Below are 16,607 nucleotides of genomic sequence, written 5' to 3' on the forward strand. Positions count from 1 at the left end.
CCCTTGTAAGGGACGGTGGCATTCTCAAGCCGCGCGAAAGCCTGACGATTTCTGTCTTTGGTAGTCTGTCCGTCGCCTTCGCGGGTCGGGAAATCCGGGTAAAGGGCCGAAAATCGCGCGCGGTTCTCGGTTATTTGGCGTTGACGGACCGGCATCAGGAAACACGCGAGCGGCTGGTCGGGCTGCTGTGGAGCGAGTCCGACGAGTACAAGGCGCGTGCGTCGCTTCGTCAGGTCCTCCATGAGTTGCGGGAGACGTTTATCGAAGCTGGTTACGACGGGTTGCAGATTGAAAAGCTGCTCGTGGAAATGGCGCGTGACGGGCTTAATGTCGATCTCTGGGACGCCTTGCGGGAGGCCGAGGCCCAACGTGCGCATGCACTCTTGATGAGTTCAGCCCGTCTCATGGAGACCCTCCTTGCCGGCCTGGACGATATCGACCCTTCGTTCCGCGTCTGGCTCCTCGCCAAGCGGCAGACCTTCCACGATCGAATTCTGCGCGCCCTCGAGGCCGGCCTTCGGAACGTCGAGCTGGTCGTGGCGAACAGGCGCGAGCTGGCAGAGGCAATCGTGTGTCTCGACCCGACCCACGAGGAGGCGTGCCGCTACGTGATGCAGACACGCGCGGAGGAAGGCGACTTGTCCGGCGCGTTACGTGCCTACAAGACCCTGTGGAACATCCTCGACGAAGAGTACGGGATGGAGCCCTCGGTCAAGACCCAGCAATTGATTGCCGACATCAAGAACGGTCAGTTCGAGAGCGTCGCTCCATCCCTTGCGGGCGATCCGGCGCAACAGGAGGACCCGCAAGCGCCGGCTGCCGACGAAGCGCCGAGGCAATCGCCAGCGTTATCGCGAACCGCCGCCAAGATCGCGATCCTGGTTGATCCGTTTAGCATGAACGGCGTGAGTGCGGATCGCGTCCACCTCGTGACCGGTTTCCGACATCACTTTATCGCCTGTCTGACCAAATTCCGTGAGTGGTATGTCGGAGACGGTACGGGAGAGCAGCCGCTGTCGTCCGGAGAACGCGCCGCAGCGTCCCGCTACAGCGTCGCGGCCACCGCCTATCAGGCGGGTGACACGATCAGCATGGTGTTGACGCTGCGCGAGACGAGTACCGGCGTCTATATCTGGAGCGACACGTTCGAGTTGAAGCTCGAGAACTGGTTCCAGGTGCAACAGAGGATCGTGCAACGCACGGCGCTCTCGGTGAACGTCTATCTGTCGACCGAGCGGCTCACGCGCGTGGCCACCGCGCCGGACGTTTCCCTGGACATTTACGACCGCTGGCTGCGCGCGCAGGCGAGTTTCGGAAGCTTCAGCGCCGAGCATTGGCGCGAGTCGATCGCGCTCCTGACCGAGGCGATCGCCGTCGCACCGAACTTTTCTCCCAGCTACAGCGCGCTGGTTCAAATGAACAACACCGAGCATTTCGTCTTTCCCGGCCTGTTCCGCGACCTGGCGAAAGCGAAGTCGACGCTCGAGCTTGCACGAACGGCGGTGCAACTGGATCCCGTCGATTCCCGCGCTCAACTCTGCCTCGGCTGGTCGCAGGCGATGCTGATGCAATATTCGGAAGCTTACGCCCACATTGATCTTGCATGCGAGCTCAACGGCAACGATCCCTGGACATTGTTGTCGGCGGCTTCCTGTCAGGGCTTTTGCGGCAATTTCGAGCGTGGAACCGAACTCGTGGCCGAAGCGCTCAAGGTTTCGTGGGCGCCGCCGCCGCTGCACTGGCCCTATCGCGCCGTGCTTCAATTCATGCGAGGCAATTACCTGGAGGCGATCGAGGGGATCAATCGTGCCAGCAACGTGGCGAAAACGCTTCCCGGCTGGAAAGCCGCCGCGCTGTTTCATCTCGGCAGGAACGACGAGGCTCGCCTCGAGGCAAAGAAATTCCTCGATGGCATACGCGCGATATGGTTTGGCAAGGCGCCCACCGACCGCGAGATCGCGCTCTGGTTCCTCCATGCGCATCCGATTGCCCGCCGCGAGGATTGGGAGCGCCTGCGCGATGGAATCGGCGGCGCAGGCGTCCCGGTTGTCGACCTCACGCATCACGCGTGGTGAGCAATCGTCCGCTCATCCGCAGAACTTGATCGTGTACTCGCCGACGCGCTTGGAATGAAAAACCAGCCTGCCGTCGGGGGTGTCGTTCTCCAGATTGCTGTCCCTCATATCGTCCGTGTAGAACGGCGGTAGCGGGTAGTTGGAACCCAGCAAATCCTTTTCGGCCTCATCGATCAGCTCAGCCGGCGGCAGCTTGATGAGCAGCTTGCCGTCAGTGTATGACGTCTCGATGAAGACGAGCTCGGTGAATGGACGGGGATACTTCGCCACCACGCCGGCCTTGTCGAGCTGGTCTTTGAATTCTGTGACGGTGGTCGGGCGCGATGACTTGTCGTGAGCCCACTTCTTCACGAGGTCGCCCCAGACATCATAGTTCACGACGTCGAACATCTCGAATTTCATTGCGATCTCCCTTGGTTTGTGGCCGGCGGCATTGCCGGCTGTCAGAGAAAAGTCGGGTCAGCGTCTTGCAGGTTGGCGATCTCGGCGATGAACAGGACGAGGTCGCTCATCGTTTCGATCTCCGGCACAAAATTGAGACGGTTGGCCGAGTAGATGCGCTTTGAAAGACTGGTAAGCGGGTCTTCGAGACTCCCCGGTGAGGAGCCGGTCGGCATTCGGTCGTCGAGCATCGCACCAAAAATGACCTCGGCGACGATGATCGAGCCGAGCATGCCGAGCGTCTTGCCCCGCTTCGCCGGGTCATCGGGGCCCATGGCTGCTTCGAACAGAATGAAGAAGGAGAGCGGCGGGTCGTTGGCGAGGGTCCGAATATCGGCGTCGGTCAGGTCTCCGCGATTCTGCTCGAGCCAGGCCCGCAACCGCCCGACGCGATAACTGCGATCTTCAAGCAGCCGATCGCTGCCGATCAGGGACGGCTGCCGTTCGCGGATCTCGTCGATGAGGCTGTTCACCGACCACAGGCCGGCAAACGCTGCGCTCATCAAGTCTCTGTACGCGAGCCCCCATGCTCCGTCGGAGGAAATCGGGGGAAATAAAGTCTTGTCGTAGAGTTGCCCGCTGAAGTGTGGGCTGATGCGCATGCTCGGCTGAGGTCGAGACCTGCCTGATATATCGAAGAAGAGCGACCAGCTTGCGATCCATTTTCGGCGCAACGGCATATTGCCGGGCCCGGAATAGGATGTCGCGCGCAGGACCTTGCCGAGCGGAAATTCGTTGGCGGGATTGATCTTGTAACTGTCGCGGACCATTGCGTGGCCAAAGCGAAACGCAGCGTGAGTGAATTCCAGAGGTATCAATGACCCCCGATAGGGCTGTCGCGCAGAGGCAGAGCTCAGCAATTGAGGCTGGTCCAAATTGTACCTGTCGTAGACTGCCCGGTTCAGGACTCGCTTCATCAAATCGCGGCGTATGACATTGCGATAGATGAGCGTGGCCGCGCCGCGCGCACAGAGAAACGCCTTGTAGGTCGCCGCGATGTCGGAATCTGCCGTGCCGCTGGCTGGCGACGGGGAAAGCCTGGTCAGCAGACCGTTATGCAGATAGTGGAACAGGGTGGTGAGCTGGGACAAGATCGCATGATCGTCGTTGCGTTGGTCGGCAATCAACACGTCGGTTAGTCGTTTTGCGTCACTGTGCGGGTCCCACTCGCAGGCAACCCGTGCGATGTCACGGCCCTTCGGCCTCATCTCGACCTTGTCCTCGCTGTTGATCCCACCGCCGCCCAAACGCAGCCTTGAACGGGCGGCCTTCGGCCTGGCGACGTAAGCGAACGGGCAGACTTCGGGGCCGCCGCCGTAGATCGTGTCCAGTTTCAACCGGTAGGCCCGATCATTGCGCACGCCGGTCGCGGTATTTTCAAGCACCGAGACGGGGAACGACGTTTGAACGAGATCGTGAGCGACGAGCTGGAGAAGATAGGTGTATCCGGCCGGAATGTCGGCGTTTTCCTGAGGTCCTTGTCCTTCCTCCCACACCGGAGCGACGCGCATGCGCTTGGCAAAGGCGTTCCATCAGGATACGAAGCCGCTCCTTGCTCTCATCTGATTTGAGCGGATCGTTGCCATCAACCTTGAACCGCTTCTCGAGCGGCAATGTGTCCAGATCGGAAAGGAAATGCCGGAAGCCCGGAACAACACCTTGCTTGGGTGGGGCTGATGCCCGATCCGGAAATGCGTCAGCCCTCAACCTGGCGGACAATTCGCGGTTGCCGATGCCGGATAGCCCTGCGTCACCGGCCGCACCGCCGCCGAGTTGCTCCCCTGCGATCGAGAATCCACCCCCGTGCCTGCCCATTGCTGACCTCCCAAAGCCGAGCGCACTCTATTTTGAGCAACGTGATTCGAGCGTGAATCGACCTTGCACGCGGAAGACGAGCGAATCCGTCCGCTGGCCGCGTTGGAGCGGTGGCGTCAAGCTCCCCGGACGGCTGGCCGTTCGGGGCACCTGCCGCCGGGCGAAAATTCGCCGCAAGAGAGCGTCGGAAAGGGCATCGTTTCCGACGGCGTGCGGGAGGGCGCAGGTCCAACGCGCGTCCCGAATTCACGTGTCATTCACGATCCGCTTCGTTACGTCGGCCTAAGCTCCGTCCGTTGCCATGACGCTATCAATGGCACTTGCAGGTACGTAACTTGGCAAAGGAGAGATGTCATGACTGTCCTGCTGAGAAATACCTTCAAGGCCTGGATCGACCGCGCGCCTGGCGCGCCGCCTAAGCTGATCATGACGGGCGATGTGCGGGTGCCGACCAATGGCTGGCACGCCAGGCTGACCAAGCGTTCGCCGCAGGGCATCAATCCGAAGATCCTGATCCTCGACGTGAGCGCGCAGCAGCCGAGCGGCGAAGCGCCGGAGCAAATCACCACGATCCCGCTTCGCTATGAGGAAAGTCCGCCGCAGGACGAATACGGTCAGGTGATGATCGCGACCTGCAAGGGCGAGATCGTCGTCAACATTGGACGCACGCATTAGTTCGGCGGACCGCGAAAGTGTAGACGGCTTGGCCGACGCCGAAAGACGCGATCAGGTCGACAGGCCGGACTTGATCGCGAGGTCCTGCACCAGGCTGGTGATCCGCATCAGCCGTGGCAGCGCCTGGTCGCGAAAGGCGGACATGTCCATGCGCATTGCGTCCACGGTGACGCTCAATCCCGCGATCACGATCCCCTGGGCATCGAAGATCGGTGTGGCCAGCGTGCGCAGGCCATAGGCGTTCTCGCCGTCGGAGACGGCATGGCCTTTCCGCTTCACCAGATCGAGCCGGTCGAGGAGGGCGTCGAGACCAGTCAGCGTCCGCTCCGACAATTTGACGCGGGGCCGGGCGTCCAGCCGCTGGATCTGCTCGTCCCGCGCCAGATGCGCGAGCATGGCATGGCCGAGCGCGGCGCTGTAGGCGGGAATGCGCGTACCCGGCCGTCGATCCATCTTGTGGCGATCGAGGCCCGCACCGATACGCGCGAGATAGACCACGTCGCCGCCGTCGAGCACGCCGAGCGAGGCTGCATCGCCAACCGCCGGCACTAGCTCGCGCAGCAGCGGCTCGACGATCGGCCGCAACGATCCGTGCGACAGCACGGTGTAGCCGAGGTCAAGGCAGGCGACGCCGAGGCGGAACCGGCGGCTCTGCGGAACGGCCTGGAGATAACCGAGTTCGATCAGCGTCTGGATCAGCCGGAACGCCGTGCCGCGATCGAGATCGGTCCGCGCGGCAACTTCACTTAAGGTAAGCTCGAACGCTTCGCTGCTGAAACTCTTCAGCACCGCGAAGGCCTTGCCGACGGAAGCGACATAATTCTTGGGATTTTTCGGGGTCGTTTCCGATGCGCGCTTTGCGGCCTTGGCCATGCTCGAATGCCCCGCCATGACAGCCGTCGCCCTTGACGCGGCGGCAACCTGATTTTACCAACGTATCAGCTAATAACAAATGTTCGCATTCCGAACAATATCGATTTGACGATCGGAGGAAGTTTGTCGACATCATCGCTGCACCCTCATGGCGTGTTCTCCGCCGCGTTGACGCCGCTCGACGCCGAGCTCGCTCCCGATCATGCGCGCTTTGTCGCGCATTGCCGCCATCTGCTGGATGAAGGCTGCGACGGCATCGCGCTGCTCGGCACCACCGGCGAGGCCAACTCCTTCTCGGCTGCCGAGCGCATCGCGCTGCTCGAGGCAGTGGTGGCCGCCGGCATCGCGCCGCAGCGGCTTCTCCCCGGCACCGGCGTTGCCGCGCTCAGCGAGACCATCGCCCTGACGCGCCACGCGCTTTCGGTCGGCGTCGACACCGTAGTGATGCTGCCGCCGTTCTATTACAAGGGCGTCACCGACGACGGCATCTATGCGTCCTACAGCGAAATCGTGCAGCGCATCGGCGATGCGCGGCTCAGGATCGTGCTCTATCACATCCCGCAGATGTCGGCTCAGCCGATCTCGCATGCGCTGATCGGGCGGCTGCGCGCGGCTTATCCGGCCACCTTCGTCGGCATCAAGGATTCTTCCGGCGACTTTGCCAACATGACCGCGATGGTCGAGCGTTTCCCCGGCTTTGCGGTCCTGGTCGGCGCGGATCCGCTGCTCCTGCCGCTGCTGCGCAAGGGTGGTGCGGGCTGCATCACGGCGACCTCCAATCTCATCGCGCGCGACCTCGCCTATGTCTATAAGCACTACCGCGACAGCGACGACGACGCGGCGCTCAAGGCGGCGCAGGCGCGTATCGTCCAGGCGCGCGAGCTGGTCTCGCGCTTCCCGCAGATGGCCTCTCTGAAGGCGCTGGTTGCCGAGCGCACCGGCTATGCCGGATGGCAGCGCCTGCGGCCGCCGCTGGAGTCGTTGCCGTCGGCTCAAATAAAAGAGCTGCTTGCCGATGTCGCTGCATTCGCAGCCGCCGTCTAGGCTTGGTGCGGACGACGAGGCGTTCCGATGTTAGGTTCTTTCCATGATGCGTTGGCCGGGCTCGCCGAACTCGTCGGCGACAAGCACGTCATCGCGTCCGGGCCCGACCAGGAGCCCTATGTGACGGACTGGCGCGGGCGCTATCACGGCCGCGCCGTCGCGGTGGTGAAGCCCGGCTCGACCGCCGAGGTCGCCTCCGTCGTCAAATACTGCGGGGCGAGGGGGCTCGCGATCGTGCCGCAAGGCGGCAATACCGGCATGTGCGGGGCCGCGACGCCGGACGATCGCGCGGGCAATGTCGTGATCCGGCTCGACCGCATGCGCGCCGTGCGCGACGTCAGCCCGCTTGCGAACACGATCACGGTAGAGTCCGGCTGCATCCTCGCCGAGGTGCAGGATGCGGCGCGGGCCGCGGATCGCTGCTTCCCCCTGAGCCTCGGCGCCGAAGGCTCCTGCCAGATCGGCGGCAACATCTCGACCAACGCCGGCGGCACCGCCGTGCTGCGCTACGGGCCGACGCGCGATCTCGTGCTCGGCCTGGAGGTCGTGCTCCCCGACGGCCGCGTCTTCAACGGCCTGCGCGCGTTGCGCAAGGACAACACGGGCTACGCACTCAAGCAGCTCTTCATAGGTGCAGAAGGCACGCTTGGCATCGTCACCGCGGCGGTGCTGAAGCTGTTCGCGCCGCCGCGCAGCTCGGCTTTGGCACTGTTGAAATTGCAGGGCGTCGAGCAGGCGCTCGAGATCATGCAACGGCTGCGCGGTGCGGTCGGCGACCGGCTCGGCAGCCTCGAGATCATGTCGCGGTCGCAGATCGAGGCGATTGCCGCGACCGTGCCGCATGTGACGATCCCGTTCGAGCTGACGACGCCGTGGTATCTGATCGTCGAGCTGACCGACACGCTCGCGGGCGTCGACCTCAACGAGCCGCTGGCCGCGGTGCTTGCAGAGGCAATGGAAGTGGGGCTTGCTGAGGACGCCATCCTGGCATCCAACCTCGCGCAGGCGAAGGCGATCTGGGCGGTCCGGCACAGCGTATCCGAAGGCAACAAGCGCAGTGGCTATGTGGTGTCGCACGACAGCGTGGTGCCGCTGGAACGTCAGGCGGCCTTCGTCACCAAGGTCGAGGCCCGGATCAATCAAGCCGTGCCGCATGCGCGCGTCGTGATGCACGGCCATATCGGCGATGGCAACATCCACGTGGTTGCCTTGATCGACCGCGCGCATTGCCAGGATCCGGCTGCGACGGCCGCGCTGGTGGCTGAGATCAACGAGATCGTCGATGACGAGACTGCGGCGCAGGGTGGGGCGATCAGTGCCGAGCATGGCATCGGGATCACCAATCGTGGCCGGCTCGCCCGCGTCGCCGATCCGTTCGACATCGAGCTGATGCGCGGCATCAAGCAGTTGCTCGATCCGAACGGTCTGATGAATCCCGGCAAGATTTTCAGCGCAGGAGCGACATGACGATGACGAGCGTCCGCCTGCTTGCCGACGATCTCACCGGTGCGCTCGACACCGCGGCGGAATTCGTCGGGCTGTGCGGATCGTTCGACGTCACCTGGGCGGAAGCGTCTGCGGCGCCGGGATCTCAGAGTCTCGCGATCGACAGCGGCACCCGCGAGTGCTCGAAGGCGGAGAGCGTCGAGATTGTCGGAAGGCTGGCGCCGCTGCTCCGCGACGGCACGATCGCCTACAAGAAGGTCGATAGCCTGCTCCGTGGTGCATGGGCGGCCGAGCTCGGTGCCTGCCTCAGCGAGGGCCACTGGGCGTCCTGCGTGGTCGCGCCCGCCTTCGACTATCAGGGGCGTCGCACCGTCGAAGGCCAGCAATTCGCGCGCACCGTGCAAGGCGACTGGCATCGGGTCGGCGACAATCTGCTGGACCAATTGCGACAGGACGGCATCGAGGCTCGCCAGGGACGGCCCGACACGCTGTCGCAAGGCGGCGTCCAGGTCTTCGATGCCGAGAGCGATCTCGATCTCGATCGCGTCGTCGAGATGGGACGTCAAATGCCCGCGCCCGTGCTGTGGTGCGGCAGTGGTGGACTGGCCGGCGCGCTTGCCCGCGGCCACCGCGCTGATGCGCCGCCGCAACTGAAGCGGCCGCTGCTGGGGCTGTTCGGCTCCGACCAGCCCGCGACCGCATCCCAGCTGGCGGCCTGCGGCGAGGCGACGCTCGCGCTTACCGAGGGTGAGGGCGTCGCGCGCGTTCAGCGCAAGCTGGCTGACGACGACGTGGCGCTGGTCAAATTTTCCCTCGTCGAGGGCCTGTCGCGCGCCGAGGCGGCGCGGCGGATTGCGCGGGAACTGACGGCGCTGATTGCGGCACTGGAACCTCCGGGTACGTTGATCGTGGCCGGCGGCGAAACCCTGAAGGCCGTCTGCGTTGCTCTTGGCGCGGTTGCGCTCCAGGTGACAGGACGTATCGTGCCGGGACTGCCGCGCTCGGTCCTGCAAGGCGGCCGCTGGGCCGGCGTTGATGTCATCTCGAAATCCGGCGCATTCGGGCCCAGCGAGCTGTGGCGCGATCTGCTCCGGGACAATCACTTGCTCAATATGGAGGGTCCGACATGACCTCTCGTCATCTTGCCATCACTATGGGCGATCCCGCCGGGATCGGACCGGAGATCATCGTCAAGGCCTGTGTCGGACTGAAGGATCGGATCGCGACCGGCGATCTGCGTCTGCTGATCATCGGCAGCGGCGCGGCGCTGGATGGCGCGAAGGCCGCACTCGGTGCTGCCATTGCGATCCCCGAGGTGAGCGCCGACGATCGCGACTGGCCGAACCTCTGCTTCCTCCAGGCCGATATCGAGGGCACGCCGATCAAGCCCGGCGTATTGAGCGCCGATGGCGGTCGCTTCGCCTACAAGGCGATCGAGCAGGGCGTGCGTCTCACCCAGGCTGGCCGAACCTCAGCGATCGTCACGGCACCGCTCAACAAGGAAGCGCTCAACAAGGCCGGTTATCATTTTCCCGGCCATACCGAGATGCTGGCACATCTGACTGGTGTGCGCGGTTCGGTGATGCTGCTTGCCCACGGCAACATGCGCGTCAGCCATGTCTCGACCCATGTGGCGCTGGAAGACGTGCCGAAACGTCTGACGCCGGAGCGGTTGCGCCTGGTGATCGACCTCACCAACGATGCGCTGCTGCGGCTCGGCATCTCCAAGCCGAAGATCGCGATTGCCGCGCTCAATCCGCATGCCGGCGAGGGCGGTCTGTTCGGCCGGCAGGATATCGACGTTTCGGCGCCGACGATTGCGAAGGCGGTCGCCGATGGTCTCGACGTCATCGGTCCGGTGCCCGGCGACACCATCTTCGTCAAGCTGCGCGCGGGCCAGTTCGACGCGGCGGTCGCGATGTACCACGATCAGGGGCACATCCCCGTAAAACTGCTCGGCTTCCAGGTCGATCCCGCAACCGGCCGCTGGCAGGAGCTCTCCGGCGTCAACATCACGCTGGGCCTGCCGATCATCCGCACCTCCGTCGATCACGGCACTGCTTTCGACATCGCCGGCAAGGGCATCGCCAACGAGCACAGCCTGATCGAGGCCATCGACTATGCCGAACGGCTGGCCGCTGGCGCCTCCGCATCCAAATCATGAGACCGAACGCAGAGATGACCAACGCCTTCACGCCCATCGAAATCCTCCGTCCCACCGCCATCGAGTTCGGTTGCGGTACGATCACTGCCGCGGCCCGCTTCGCCGAGCGGATCGGCGCCAAGCGGCCGCTCGTTATTTCCGATCCGTTCAATGCGCGCCGCGTCGACAGCCTGGCGCTACCGGGGGCGGTCAAGGTATTCGGCGACGTCAAGCCCGAGCCGGACCTGCCCAATCTCGAGAAGGCGATCGCGATGGCGCGCGAGGTTTGGCCCGATCTCGTCATCGGCTTTGGCGGCGGCAGCGCGATGGATCTCGCCAAGCTGGTCGCGGTGCTCTGCACCGGCGAGGTGGCCTTTGCGGACGTCGTCGGCGCCGAGAAGGTGGCTGGCCGCAGCGTGGCGCTGATGCAAATTCCGACCACCTCGGGCACCGGCAGCGAAGCCGGCACCCGCGCGCTCGTCACCGATCCCGTCAGCCGCAACAAGCAGGCGGTGCAGAGCCGCTTCATGCTCGCCGATATCGCCATCGTCGACCCTGATCTCACGATGACTGTGCCGAAGGAGGTCACCGCGGCCACCGGCGTCGATGCGCTCGCGCATTGCGTCGAGGCCTATACCAGCCGCAAGGCGCAACCCATGATCGATCTCTACGCGATCGAGGGCGCGCGGCTGGTGGGGCGCTATCTCCCGCGCGCCGTGGCCGATGGTGGCGATCGCGAGGCGCGCGCCGGACTTGCGTTGGCGTCGCTCTACGGCGGCTATTGCCTCGGGCCGGTAAACACCACCGCCGGCCATGCCGTGGCCTATCCGCTCGGAACGCGCCACCATGTCGCGCATGGGCTCGCCTGCGCGGTGATCTTTCCGCACACGCTGGCGTTCAACATGCCGGCGGTCGAGGCGAAGACGGTGGCGGTGCTGCAAGCGCTCGGCCTGCCCGAGCGCAAAAATCCAACGCTGGCGTTCGAGGCCACCCATGAATTCTGCACCGGTCTCGGCCTCGAGATGCGGCTGTCCGCGCTCGGCGTGCCCAGGGACGATCTCGGCGTGATGGCCGACGAGGCGCACGCCATCCGCCGCCTGCTCGACAACAATCCGCGCGACCTCGGCCGGGATGCGATCCTGAAGATGTATGAGGTCGCGTTCTAGCCCCTCCCGCCGCGCGCGGCAGCCAATCAATAACAGACAGATAACAGAGGAAACTTCGATGAAATCGATATGGCTTGTTCTTGCCTCAGTCATGCTGCTGGCGACGTCACCGGCCAAAGCGCAGGATGGCTATCCGTCCAAGCAGGTGACGGTGATCGTTCCCTTCGCCGCCGGCGGCACCGCTGACATCTTCGCGCGTATGGTCTCCAACCACTTGCAGATGAAGCTGGGCAAGCCGTTCGTGGTCGAGAATGTCGGCGGCGCCGGCTCGATTCTTGGCGTGACCCGGCTGGCGAAGTCGGCGCCGGATGGAATCACGATCGGTGTTGCCAGCACGTCCGCGCTCGCGATCAATCCGTCGCTGTACGGGCCGAAGCTCAGCTACCAGCCGGACAAGGATCTGGCGCCGGTCGCCCAGATCAGCGTCGTACCCAACGTCCTCGTGGTAAACCCCGACAAGATCAAGGCGCGGACCATGCCGGAGCTGATTGCCTATCTGAAGGCGAACCCGGACAAGGTCTCGTTCGGCTCGGCCGGCGTCGGCACCTCGCAGCATCTCGCCGGCGAGCTGTTTCAGCAGATGACCGGCACCAAGATGGTGCACGTGCCCTACAAGGGCTCGAGCCAGATGCTGACGGACCTCCTGAGCGGCCAGATCGATCTCGCCTTCGACAACGTGCCGCTGCTGCTGCCGCAGGTGAAGACCGGCCAGCTCGCGCTGCTTGCGACCGCAACGCCGAAGCGCGCCGCCTTCGACCCCGAGATTCCCGCCGTCGCCGAGTTCCTGCCGGGTTTCGAGGCCGTGGCCTGGCACGGCTTCTTCGTTCCCGCCGCGACGCCGAAGCCGATCGTCGAAAAGCTCTCCGCCGAGATCCGCGCCTTCATGCAGCAGCCGGACACGGTGCAGAAGATGGCCGAGCTCGGCGCCACCGCAGTGGCGCAGGATGCCGAGCCGTTCGCGGCTTACATCGCCTCGGAGACGCAGCGGTGGAAGAAGGTGATCGAGGCTGCGAACATCAAGCTGGAGTAGTTTCCAGGCCGATCGTCTGGCGACATTCGAAGTGGCTCGGGGCCGGATTGCGGCTTGGCGCGCAGGTCCGGCCAAGCTTCGTGCGTGCATGAAGCTCGCTCGCAGCACTCATCGTGATGCATGGGGATGACGGTGCTCCGAGCAGAGCGCTTGCCTCTGACCATCCGAATGTGAGGGACTGATCTGGGCTGGCTGGGGAACTAGGATTCGAACCAACACTCGATCGCGAGATCAAAAACCACTGGCCTGCAGCACTTTCCTGTTTTGCCGCGGTGGTCGTGTTAAGTCACTTTGGACCATTGCCGTGGACCATTCAAGCGGCGGCGGGAATCGGCACGCCAACGCCGCCATGGGCGGCTATGGGCTGGGGTCAGGGGAAGCTGGCAGATGCGGGCAGGGTGGTCCTGACGGCAGCGGTCGGTCGTGCCCCGGGGGCGGTAGCGCAGCCGCTCGCGAGCGCCGGTGATCGGCGATGGCCTGGCGCCGGTATCGCCCAATGGTCGATCACACGGGAGGCTGCCTGCTCTGCGTAGGAGTCAAGCACAAACGTCGGCCTTACCCCCAGAAGCGTCTAATCCAGACCGACGGTGAGGGAGTCCGGTTCACCACCAACTCCGGACACGCCCGCGCCACCGCATTTGACGCGATGTGCCAACAACGGACCAAGGCGGTGCCGGTCAGTCGCATGGCCCGGGTGGCCGATCTAAGATGCCCGCCTGTGCCCAGATTGATGGGATCTTGCGCCATACATCATATTGCGAAGCCCGCACCAGCGGTGAGGGGTGGGCTGAAACGAAAACCCGGAAGCCTAGGGGCTCAACAAGCGGTTTGGCCCGCTGTGCTTTTTTTCCAACGAGTATGACGGTGCGCAGCTTCGGCAGCAACGGTAGCAAGCCTCTCAGAGCAGCCACGCCTGCCGAAAGCTCCGCCTTGGTTATCTTGCGCGTGCCGTTCCATCCGGGGACCACGTTCCAGATAACCGTGCGGTCGCGGCACAGGTTCGCCTCTTTCATAAAGTCGAAGGTTGCCTTCGCCGTCGGATCGTCGTTGTTGCGCGAGATGAATCCAGACCCCTTTCCGCCCGCAGATGTCATTCGCCCAGGCTTCTCGAACAGGAAAAGCATATCGGCTTTTGCGCCGCCATCGAGCGGTCGAAATTTGGAAACTCCCAATCCGGATGTGCCTTTTCAAGCTTCGCAACAAAGCACGTAAACCGCGCGATGTGCGGATCGCGCAGCATCGCCGTACGCAGCGCGACGGCTTCGCGCGAACGAAGAGAACGAGCACAATCGGAATCTTCACCGATCACAATTCATGTCCATCCCAAGCTTAGCTGACGGAATGCTAACCGCGAAGTAGTGCATGGTCAAAGAGGTATTACGTGTCGTTTCCGTGGGGCGGGTCTGATTGGGTCAAAGTGAGAGGTCCGGCTTGCAACCGGCAGGTCGGCTCTACCCCCAATTCCAGGAAATGGCCCTGCACCTCGCAAACGGACGCTTTGTGCACAAGCGGAATCCAAAGCTTGGTTAGCGGAAGTCGTAATTCTATTCGATGACCTCATCGGCGCGTGAATATCAGAGCTGTCCGGAACAACTCGCTGGGGCGCGCGGACACTCATCCCGATCCCCAACCTCTGGAGCAATTGAAATCGTTAACGGATTTGTGGAATGTCTTTGCGTCTCATCTCTATGAAGCACGGCGCAAGAGCTGATCGTATCGGCAGGGTCAACGGCGTGCAGCTCGTCTTTGGAGCCAAGCCTGGACAAGCTGCTCGATATTCCCAAGCGCCGCTTCGAGCGTCAGAAGAAGCTCATCGCACTCGTCGGGAGTTCTTCCTTCTTCGACAAAGCCGAGTGCACGGATCTCCCATGAGTCGCGAAGAAAATCGTCCGCGAATTGCAGACGTCGTGAATCGTCTTCGTTTGAAGGAAGTCCTCGCACGGCGGGGGCGAGCGCCTTAATCCTTTGCAAAAGGAGATCGCGGGCAGCACCGAGGTTACCCGCCACAAGCTCCGCTCTTCGGAATTGGTCTGGGGTTAGAATAGTCATTCGTTCAAGTACTCCACATTGATGCGCAACGTAGAACACACTCTTACTAACGAGGATTATTCACGAAGCTTAAAAAGCGTTGGTGTTCTTTGCCCTAACGTAAGACTTCTTCTGATTATCTAGAGGTCAATGAAACAAGAAGAAGCATCTCACAGAATATGAAACCGACTTTTCCAAGAATATCGCTGACACTTATCATTGTTTGTTTTGCGCTTACGGTGGGCTATCCGGCCGCCTTTATTGCTCAGCATGGTTGGTTTGCAGTGAGTTGGCCATCAGAACTCACCGGCGTTTCGCCCGCCGCCTGGGCGCTTCATCTTTTCGATCGCTTTATCAACTTTCCGATGATCTTCGGCACGTATTGGGATATGGCGCGGGGTCAGTCGCCCGCCTTCGCTGGTGGCGGGGTCGTCCAGTCCTATGCCATCTCGGCCGTGACAGCCTTCATTGCCGCGCTCCTTCTCCTCGGTGGCAAGCTTCCCTCGCTCCGCGACAATTCAGGAGTCTATGGCGATGCCAGCTGGGCGTCGGACCGAACTGTCAGTAAAATGAATAAGGGGTTAGAGGTCGGCATCGATCCCATCAGCGGCAAAGCGGTACGGATCCAGGTGGAGGGAAACCTTCTCACCATCGCGCCACCTCGAACAGGGAAAACTGGTGGCTTCATTATTCCAAACCTAACATTTCCAGAACCTGATGCTTGGGCAGGGCCAGCCGTGGTAATCGATCCAAAAGGCGATGCTTACCGAGCCGTCAAGCGTCGCCGTGAATCAATGGGGCGCGTTGTGCGCTGTATCGATCCTCTCAATCTCGCCGGCGGAGCGGACCGATGGAATCCCCTTCTACTCGTAGATCCGACAGACATCCTCTATCTTCAAAGCATGGCCCTGTCTCTTTTGCCCCCCGTTAAGGAGGCAAATGAAAACAGTTATTTTCACAGCCGAGCGAGCGATCTGATCGTCGCCGCAATCCTGGCAACGGTGCGCAATGGAAAAGCCGATCCGGTCGGAGCAGCTCTGCTTCTTATGAAGCCCGATGACATGCTGAAGGCAGCCCGCAGCGCAACAGATCATTCCTCTCAGGCTGCAGTTGCAATACTTGAGATGGATGCGAAATCTCGCGACAGCATAACATCGACCGCGCAGCAAGCCACAGTGTGGCTGCGGGACAATCGTATGCAAGAGGTCGTGCAAGCTCATACTTTTGAACTTGCGGACCTCGCCGCCGGCAATGTCGATCTTTTTGTTGTCTTACCTGCCGGAGAAGAGAAAAAGATTCTTGCGCCATATGTGCGCTGGCTGCTTGCTGATCTATTCGCGTCCGTGCGCAAAAATCGACCTAAAGAACGGATTATTGCTTTCATCGACGAGGCATTTGTGCTTGGTCGATTTGACGCCATCTTGAACGGCGTCGGAGAGTTACCGGGCTACGGATTGTCAATTTGGACGTTTTGGCAGTCTCGATCTCAACTCGTTGATACGTACAACGTCAACGGGGCCGATACCATGATTGCCACTGCAGAAATGCTCAGCATCTTCAATCTTCCGGCGTCGCTGCCAAAAGAGAACGAGTATTGGTCGAACGCAATCGGCACCTACACCGGGATCAAAATCACAACGACGCCTGACTCCAAGACGGGAAAGCCGGTTCAGACGAAAACGACCGAAGCATTGCGGCTTGTGCCCGCCTCTGATCTCCCAAAGGTGCTACAGAAGAACCAAATTATGTTCTTGAACAGCCTGTCCCACACACCGGACCGGGTTAAGCTAAAGCGCACGGTTGCTCATGATGACCCGCGCTTTGCATCGTTTGTCGATTTTCAGCCACCAGTAGGCAAGAGCGGCTGAGTG

Annotated in this window: 15 protein-coding genes; 9 read left to right on the forward strand and 6 right to left on the reverse strand. The window is 62.4% G+C overall.

All coding sequences use genetic code 11. From position 1 onward, the window contains the following. Nucleotides 1-140 precede the first annotated feature (140 nt). A complete protein-coding gene (locus tag IVB18_RS21545; RefSeq protein ID WP_247990966.1) occupies nucleotides 141-2,075 on the forward strand; it encodes a BTAD domain-containing putative transcriptional regulator in 1,935 nt (644 codons plus the stop codon). 12 nt (nucleotides 2,076-2,087) lie between these two features. Here IVB18_RS21545 and IVB18_RS21550 read toward each other — a convergent pair whose 3' ends face one another. Continuing rightward, nucleotides 2,088-2,477, reverse strand: coding sequence for a hypothetical protein (locus tag IVB18_RS21550; RefSeq protein ID WP_247990967.1), 390 nt, complete (start codon nucleotides 2,475-2,477; stop codon nucleotides 2,088-2,090). Between the two features lie 41 nt (nucleotides 2,478-2,518). Beyond that, nucleotides 2,519-4,027 (reverse strand): peroxidase family protein, encoded by a 1,509-nt coding sequence (locus IVB18_RS21555; RefSeq protein WP_247990968.1) that lies wholly within the window; start codon nucleotides 4,025-4,027, stop codon nucleotides 2,519-2,521. 658 nt (nucleotides 4,028-4,685) lie between these two features. Here IVB18_RS21555 and IVB18_RS21560 point away from each other — a divergent pair. Next, complete coding sequence (locus IVB18_RS21560) at nucleotides 4,686-5,006, forward strand: hypothetical protein (RefSeq protein ID WP_247990969.1); 321 nt, start codon at nucleotides 4,686-4,688, stop codon at nucleotides 5,004-5,006. A gap of 51 nt (nucleotides 5,007-5,057) precedes the next feature. Here the strand turns inward: IVB18_RS21560 and IVB18_RS21565 are convergent, their stop codons facing one another. Next, nucleotides 5,058-5,897 (reverse strand): IclR family transcriptional regulator C-terminal domain-containing protein, encoded by an 840-nt coding sequence (locus tag IVB18_RS21565; protein ID WP_247990970.1) that lies wholly within the window; start codon nucleotides 5,895-5,897, stop codon nucleotides 5,058-5,060. 105 nt (nucleotides 5,898-6,002) lie between these two features. Between IVB18_RS21565 and IVB18_RS21570 the strand changes: the two genes are divergently transcribed. From IVB18_RS21570 to IVB18_RS21595, 6 genes are read left to right on the forward strand one after another with little or no spacing between them, the layout of a single operon-like run. After that, nucleotides 6,003-6,923: a dihydrodipicolinate synthase family protein gene (locus IVB18_RS21570; protein ID WP_247990971.1), complete on the forward strand. Its 921-nt coding sequence runs from the start codon at nucleotides 6,003-6,005 to the stop codon at nucleotides 6,921-6,923. A gap of 27 nt (nucleotides 6,924-6,950) precedes the next feature. After that, on the forward strand, nucleotides 6,951-8,390 hold the full coding sequence (locus IVB18_RS21575; protein WP_247990972.1) for an FAD-binding oxidoreductase: 1,440 nt from the start codon (nucleotides 6,951-6,953) through the stop codon (nucleotides 8,388-8,390). Nucleotides 8,391-8,392: 2 nt separating this feature from the next. Then, on the forward strand, nucleotides 8,393-9,499 hold the full coding sequence (locus IVB18_RS21580) for a four-carbon acid sugar kinase family protein (protein ID WP_247991693.1): 1,107 nt from the start codon (nucleotides 8,393-8,395) through the stop codon (nucleotides 9,497-9,499). Next, nucleotides 9,496-10,533 carry a 4-hydroxythreonine-4-phosphate dehydrogenase PdxA gene (gene pdxA, locus IVB18_RS21585; RefSeq protein WP_247990973.1) on the forward strand — a complete coding sequence of 346 codons (1,038 nt, stop codon included), beginning with the start codon at nucleotides 9,496-9,498 and terminating at the stop codon, nucleotides 10,531-10,533. Before IVB18_RS21580 ends, pdxA begins: the two co-directional genes overlap by 4 nt. Before the next feature lie 14 nt (nucleotides 10,534-10,547). Beyond that, nucleotides 10,548-11,678 carry an iron-containing alcohol dehydrogenase gene (locus tag IVB18_RS21590; protein ID WP_247991694.1) on the forward strand — a complete coding sequence of 377 codons (1,131 nt, stop codon included), beginning with the start codon at nucleotides 10,548-10,550 and terminating at the stop codon, nucleotides 11,676-11,678. A 58-nt stretch (nucleotides 11,679-11,736) separates the two neighbouring features. After that, entirely contained in the window at nucleotides 11,737-12,708 is a 972-nt protein-coding gene (locus IVB18_RS21595) for a tripartite tricarboxylate transporter substrate binding protein (RefSeq protein WP_247990974.1), read from the forward strand. A gap of 677 nt (nucleotides 12,709-13,385) precedes the next feature. Here the strand turns inward: IVB18_RS21595 and IVB18_RS21600 are convergent. The 3 genes from IVB18_RS21600 to IVB18_RS21610 all read right to left on the reverse strand — a co-directional run bounded on the left by IVB18_RS21600 (nucleotide 13,386) and on the right by IVB18_RS21610 (nucleotide 14,757). After that, complete coding sequence (locus tag IVB18_RS21600) at nucleotides 13,386-13,832, reverse strand: uracil-DNA glycosylase (protein ID WP_247990975.1); 447 nt, start codon at nucleotides 13,830-13,832, stop codon at nucleotides 13,386-13,388. Further along, on the reverse strand, nucleotides 13,799-14,017 hold the full coding sequence (locus tag IVB18_RS21605) for a hypothetical protein (protein ID WP_247990976.1): 219 nt from the start codon (nucleotides 14,015-14,017) through the stop codon (nucleotides 13,799-13,801). The genes IVB18_RS21600 and IVB18_RS21605 overlap by 34 nt, the downstream gene beginning before the upstream one ends. Before the next feature lie 416 nt (nucleotides 14,018-14,433). Then, entirely contained in the window at nucleotides 14,434-14,757 is a 324-nt protein-coding gene (locus IVB18_RS21610) for a hypothetical protein (RefSeq protein ID WP_247990977.1), read from the reverse strand. A gap of 158 nt (nucleotides 14,758-14,915) precedes the next feature. Between IVB18_RS21610 and IVB18_RS21615 the strand changes: the two genes are divergently transcribed. Further along, entirely contained in the window at nucleotides 14,916-16,604 is a 1,689-nt protein-coding gene (locus IVB18_RS21615; protein ID WP_247990978.1) for a type IV secretory system conjugative DNA transfer family protein, read from the forward strand. Nucleotides 16,605-16,607 lie beyond the last annotated feature (3 nt).

The organism is Bradyrhizobium sp. 186 (genome assembly GCF_023101685.1).
In the GTDB taxonomy this organism is placed as follows: domain Bacteria; phylum Pseudomonadota; class Alphaproteobacteria; order Rhizobiales; family Xanthobacteraceae; genus Bradyrhizobium.

What these genes read in the sequence shown, in the direction of transcription:
- IVB18_RS21575 (WP_247990972.1), top strand. Translation starts at nt 6,951, where the DNA reads ATGTTAGGTTCTTTCCATGATGCGTTGGCCGGGCTCGCCGAACTCGTC.
- IVB18_RS21550 (WP_247990967.1), bottom strand. Translation starts at nt 2,477, where the DNA reads ATGAAATTCGAGATGTTCGACGTCGTGAACTATGATGTCTGGGGCGAC.
- IVB18_RS21565 (WP_247990970.1), bottom strand. Translation starts at nt 5,897, where the DNA reads ATGGCGGGGCATTCGAGCATGGCCAAGGCCGCAAAGCGCGCATCGGAA.
- pdxA (WP_247990973.1), top strand. Translation starts at nt 9,496, where the DNA reads ATGACCTCTCGTCATCTTGCCATCACTATGGGCGATCCCGCCGGGATC.
- IVB18_RS21595 (WP_247990974.1), top strand. Translation starts at nt 11,737, where the DNA reads ATGAAATCGATATGGCTTGTTCTTGCCTCAGTCATGCTGCTGGCGACG.
- IVB18_RS21560 (WP_247990969.1), top strand. Translation starts at nt 4,686, where the DNA reads ATGACTGTCCTGCTGAGAAATACCTTCAAGGCCTGGATCGACCGCGCG.
- IVB18_RS21610 (WP_247990977.1), bottom strand. Translation starts at nt 14,757, where the DNA reads ATGACTATTCTAACCCCAGACCAATTCCGAAGAGCGGAGCTTGTGGCG.
- IVB18_RS21555 (WP_247990968.1), bottom strand. Translation starts at nt 4,027, where the DNA reads ATGCGCGTCGCTCCGGTGTGGGAGGAAGGACAAGGACCTCAGGAAAAC.
- IVB18_RS21615 (WP_247990978.1), top strand. Translation starts at nt 14,916, where the DNA reads ATGAAACCGACTTTTCCAAGAATATCGCTGACACTTATCATTGTTTGT.
- IVB18_RS21600 (WP_247990975.1), bottom strand. Translation starts at nt 13,832, where the DNA reads ATGCTTTTCCTGTTCGAGAAGCCTGGGCGAATGACATCTGCGGGCGGA.
- IVB18_RS21580 (WP_247991693.1), top strand. Translation starts at nt 8,393, where the DNA reads ATGACGAGCGTCCGCCTGCTTGCCGACGATCTCACCGGTGCGCTCGAC.
- IVB18_RS21590 (WP_247991694.1), top strand. Translation starts at nt 10,548, where the DNA reads ATGACCAACGCCTTCACGCCCATCGAAATCCTCCGTCCCACCGCCATC.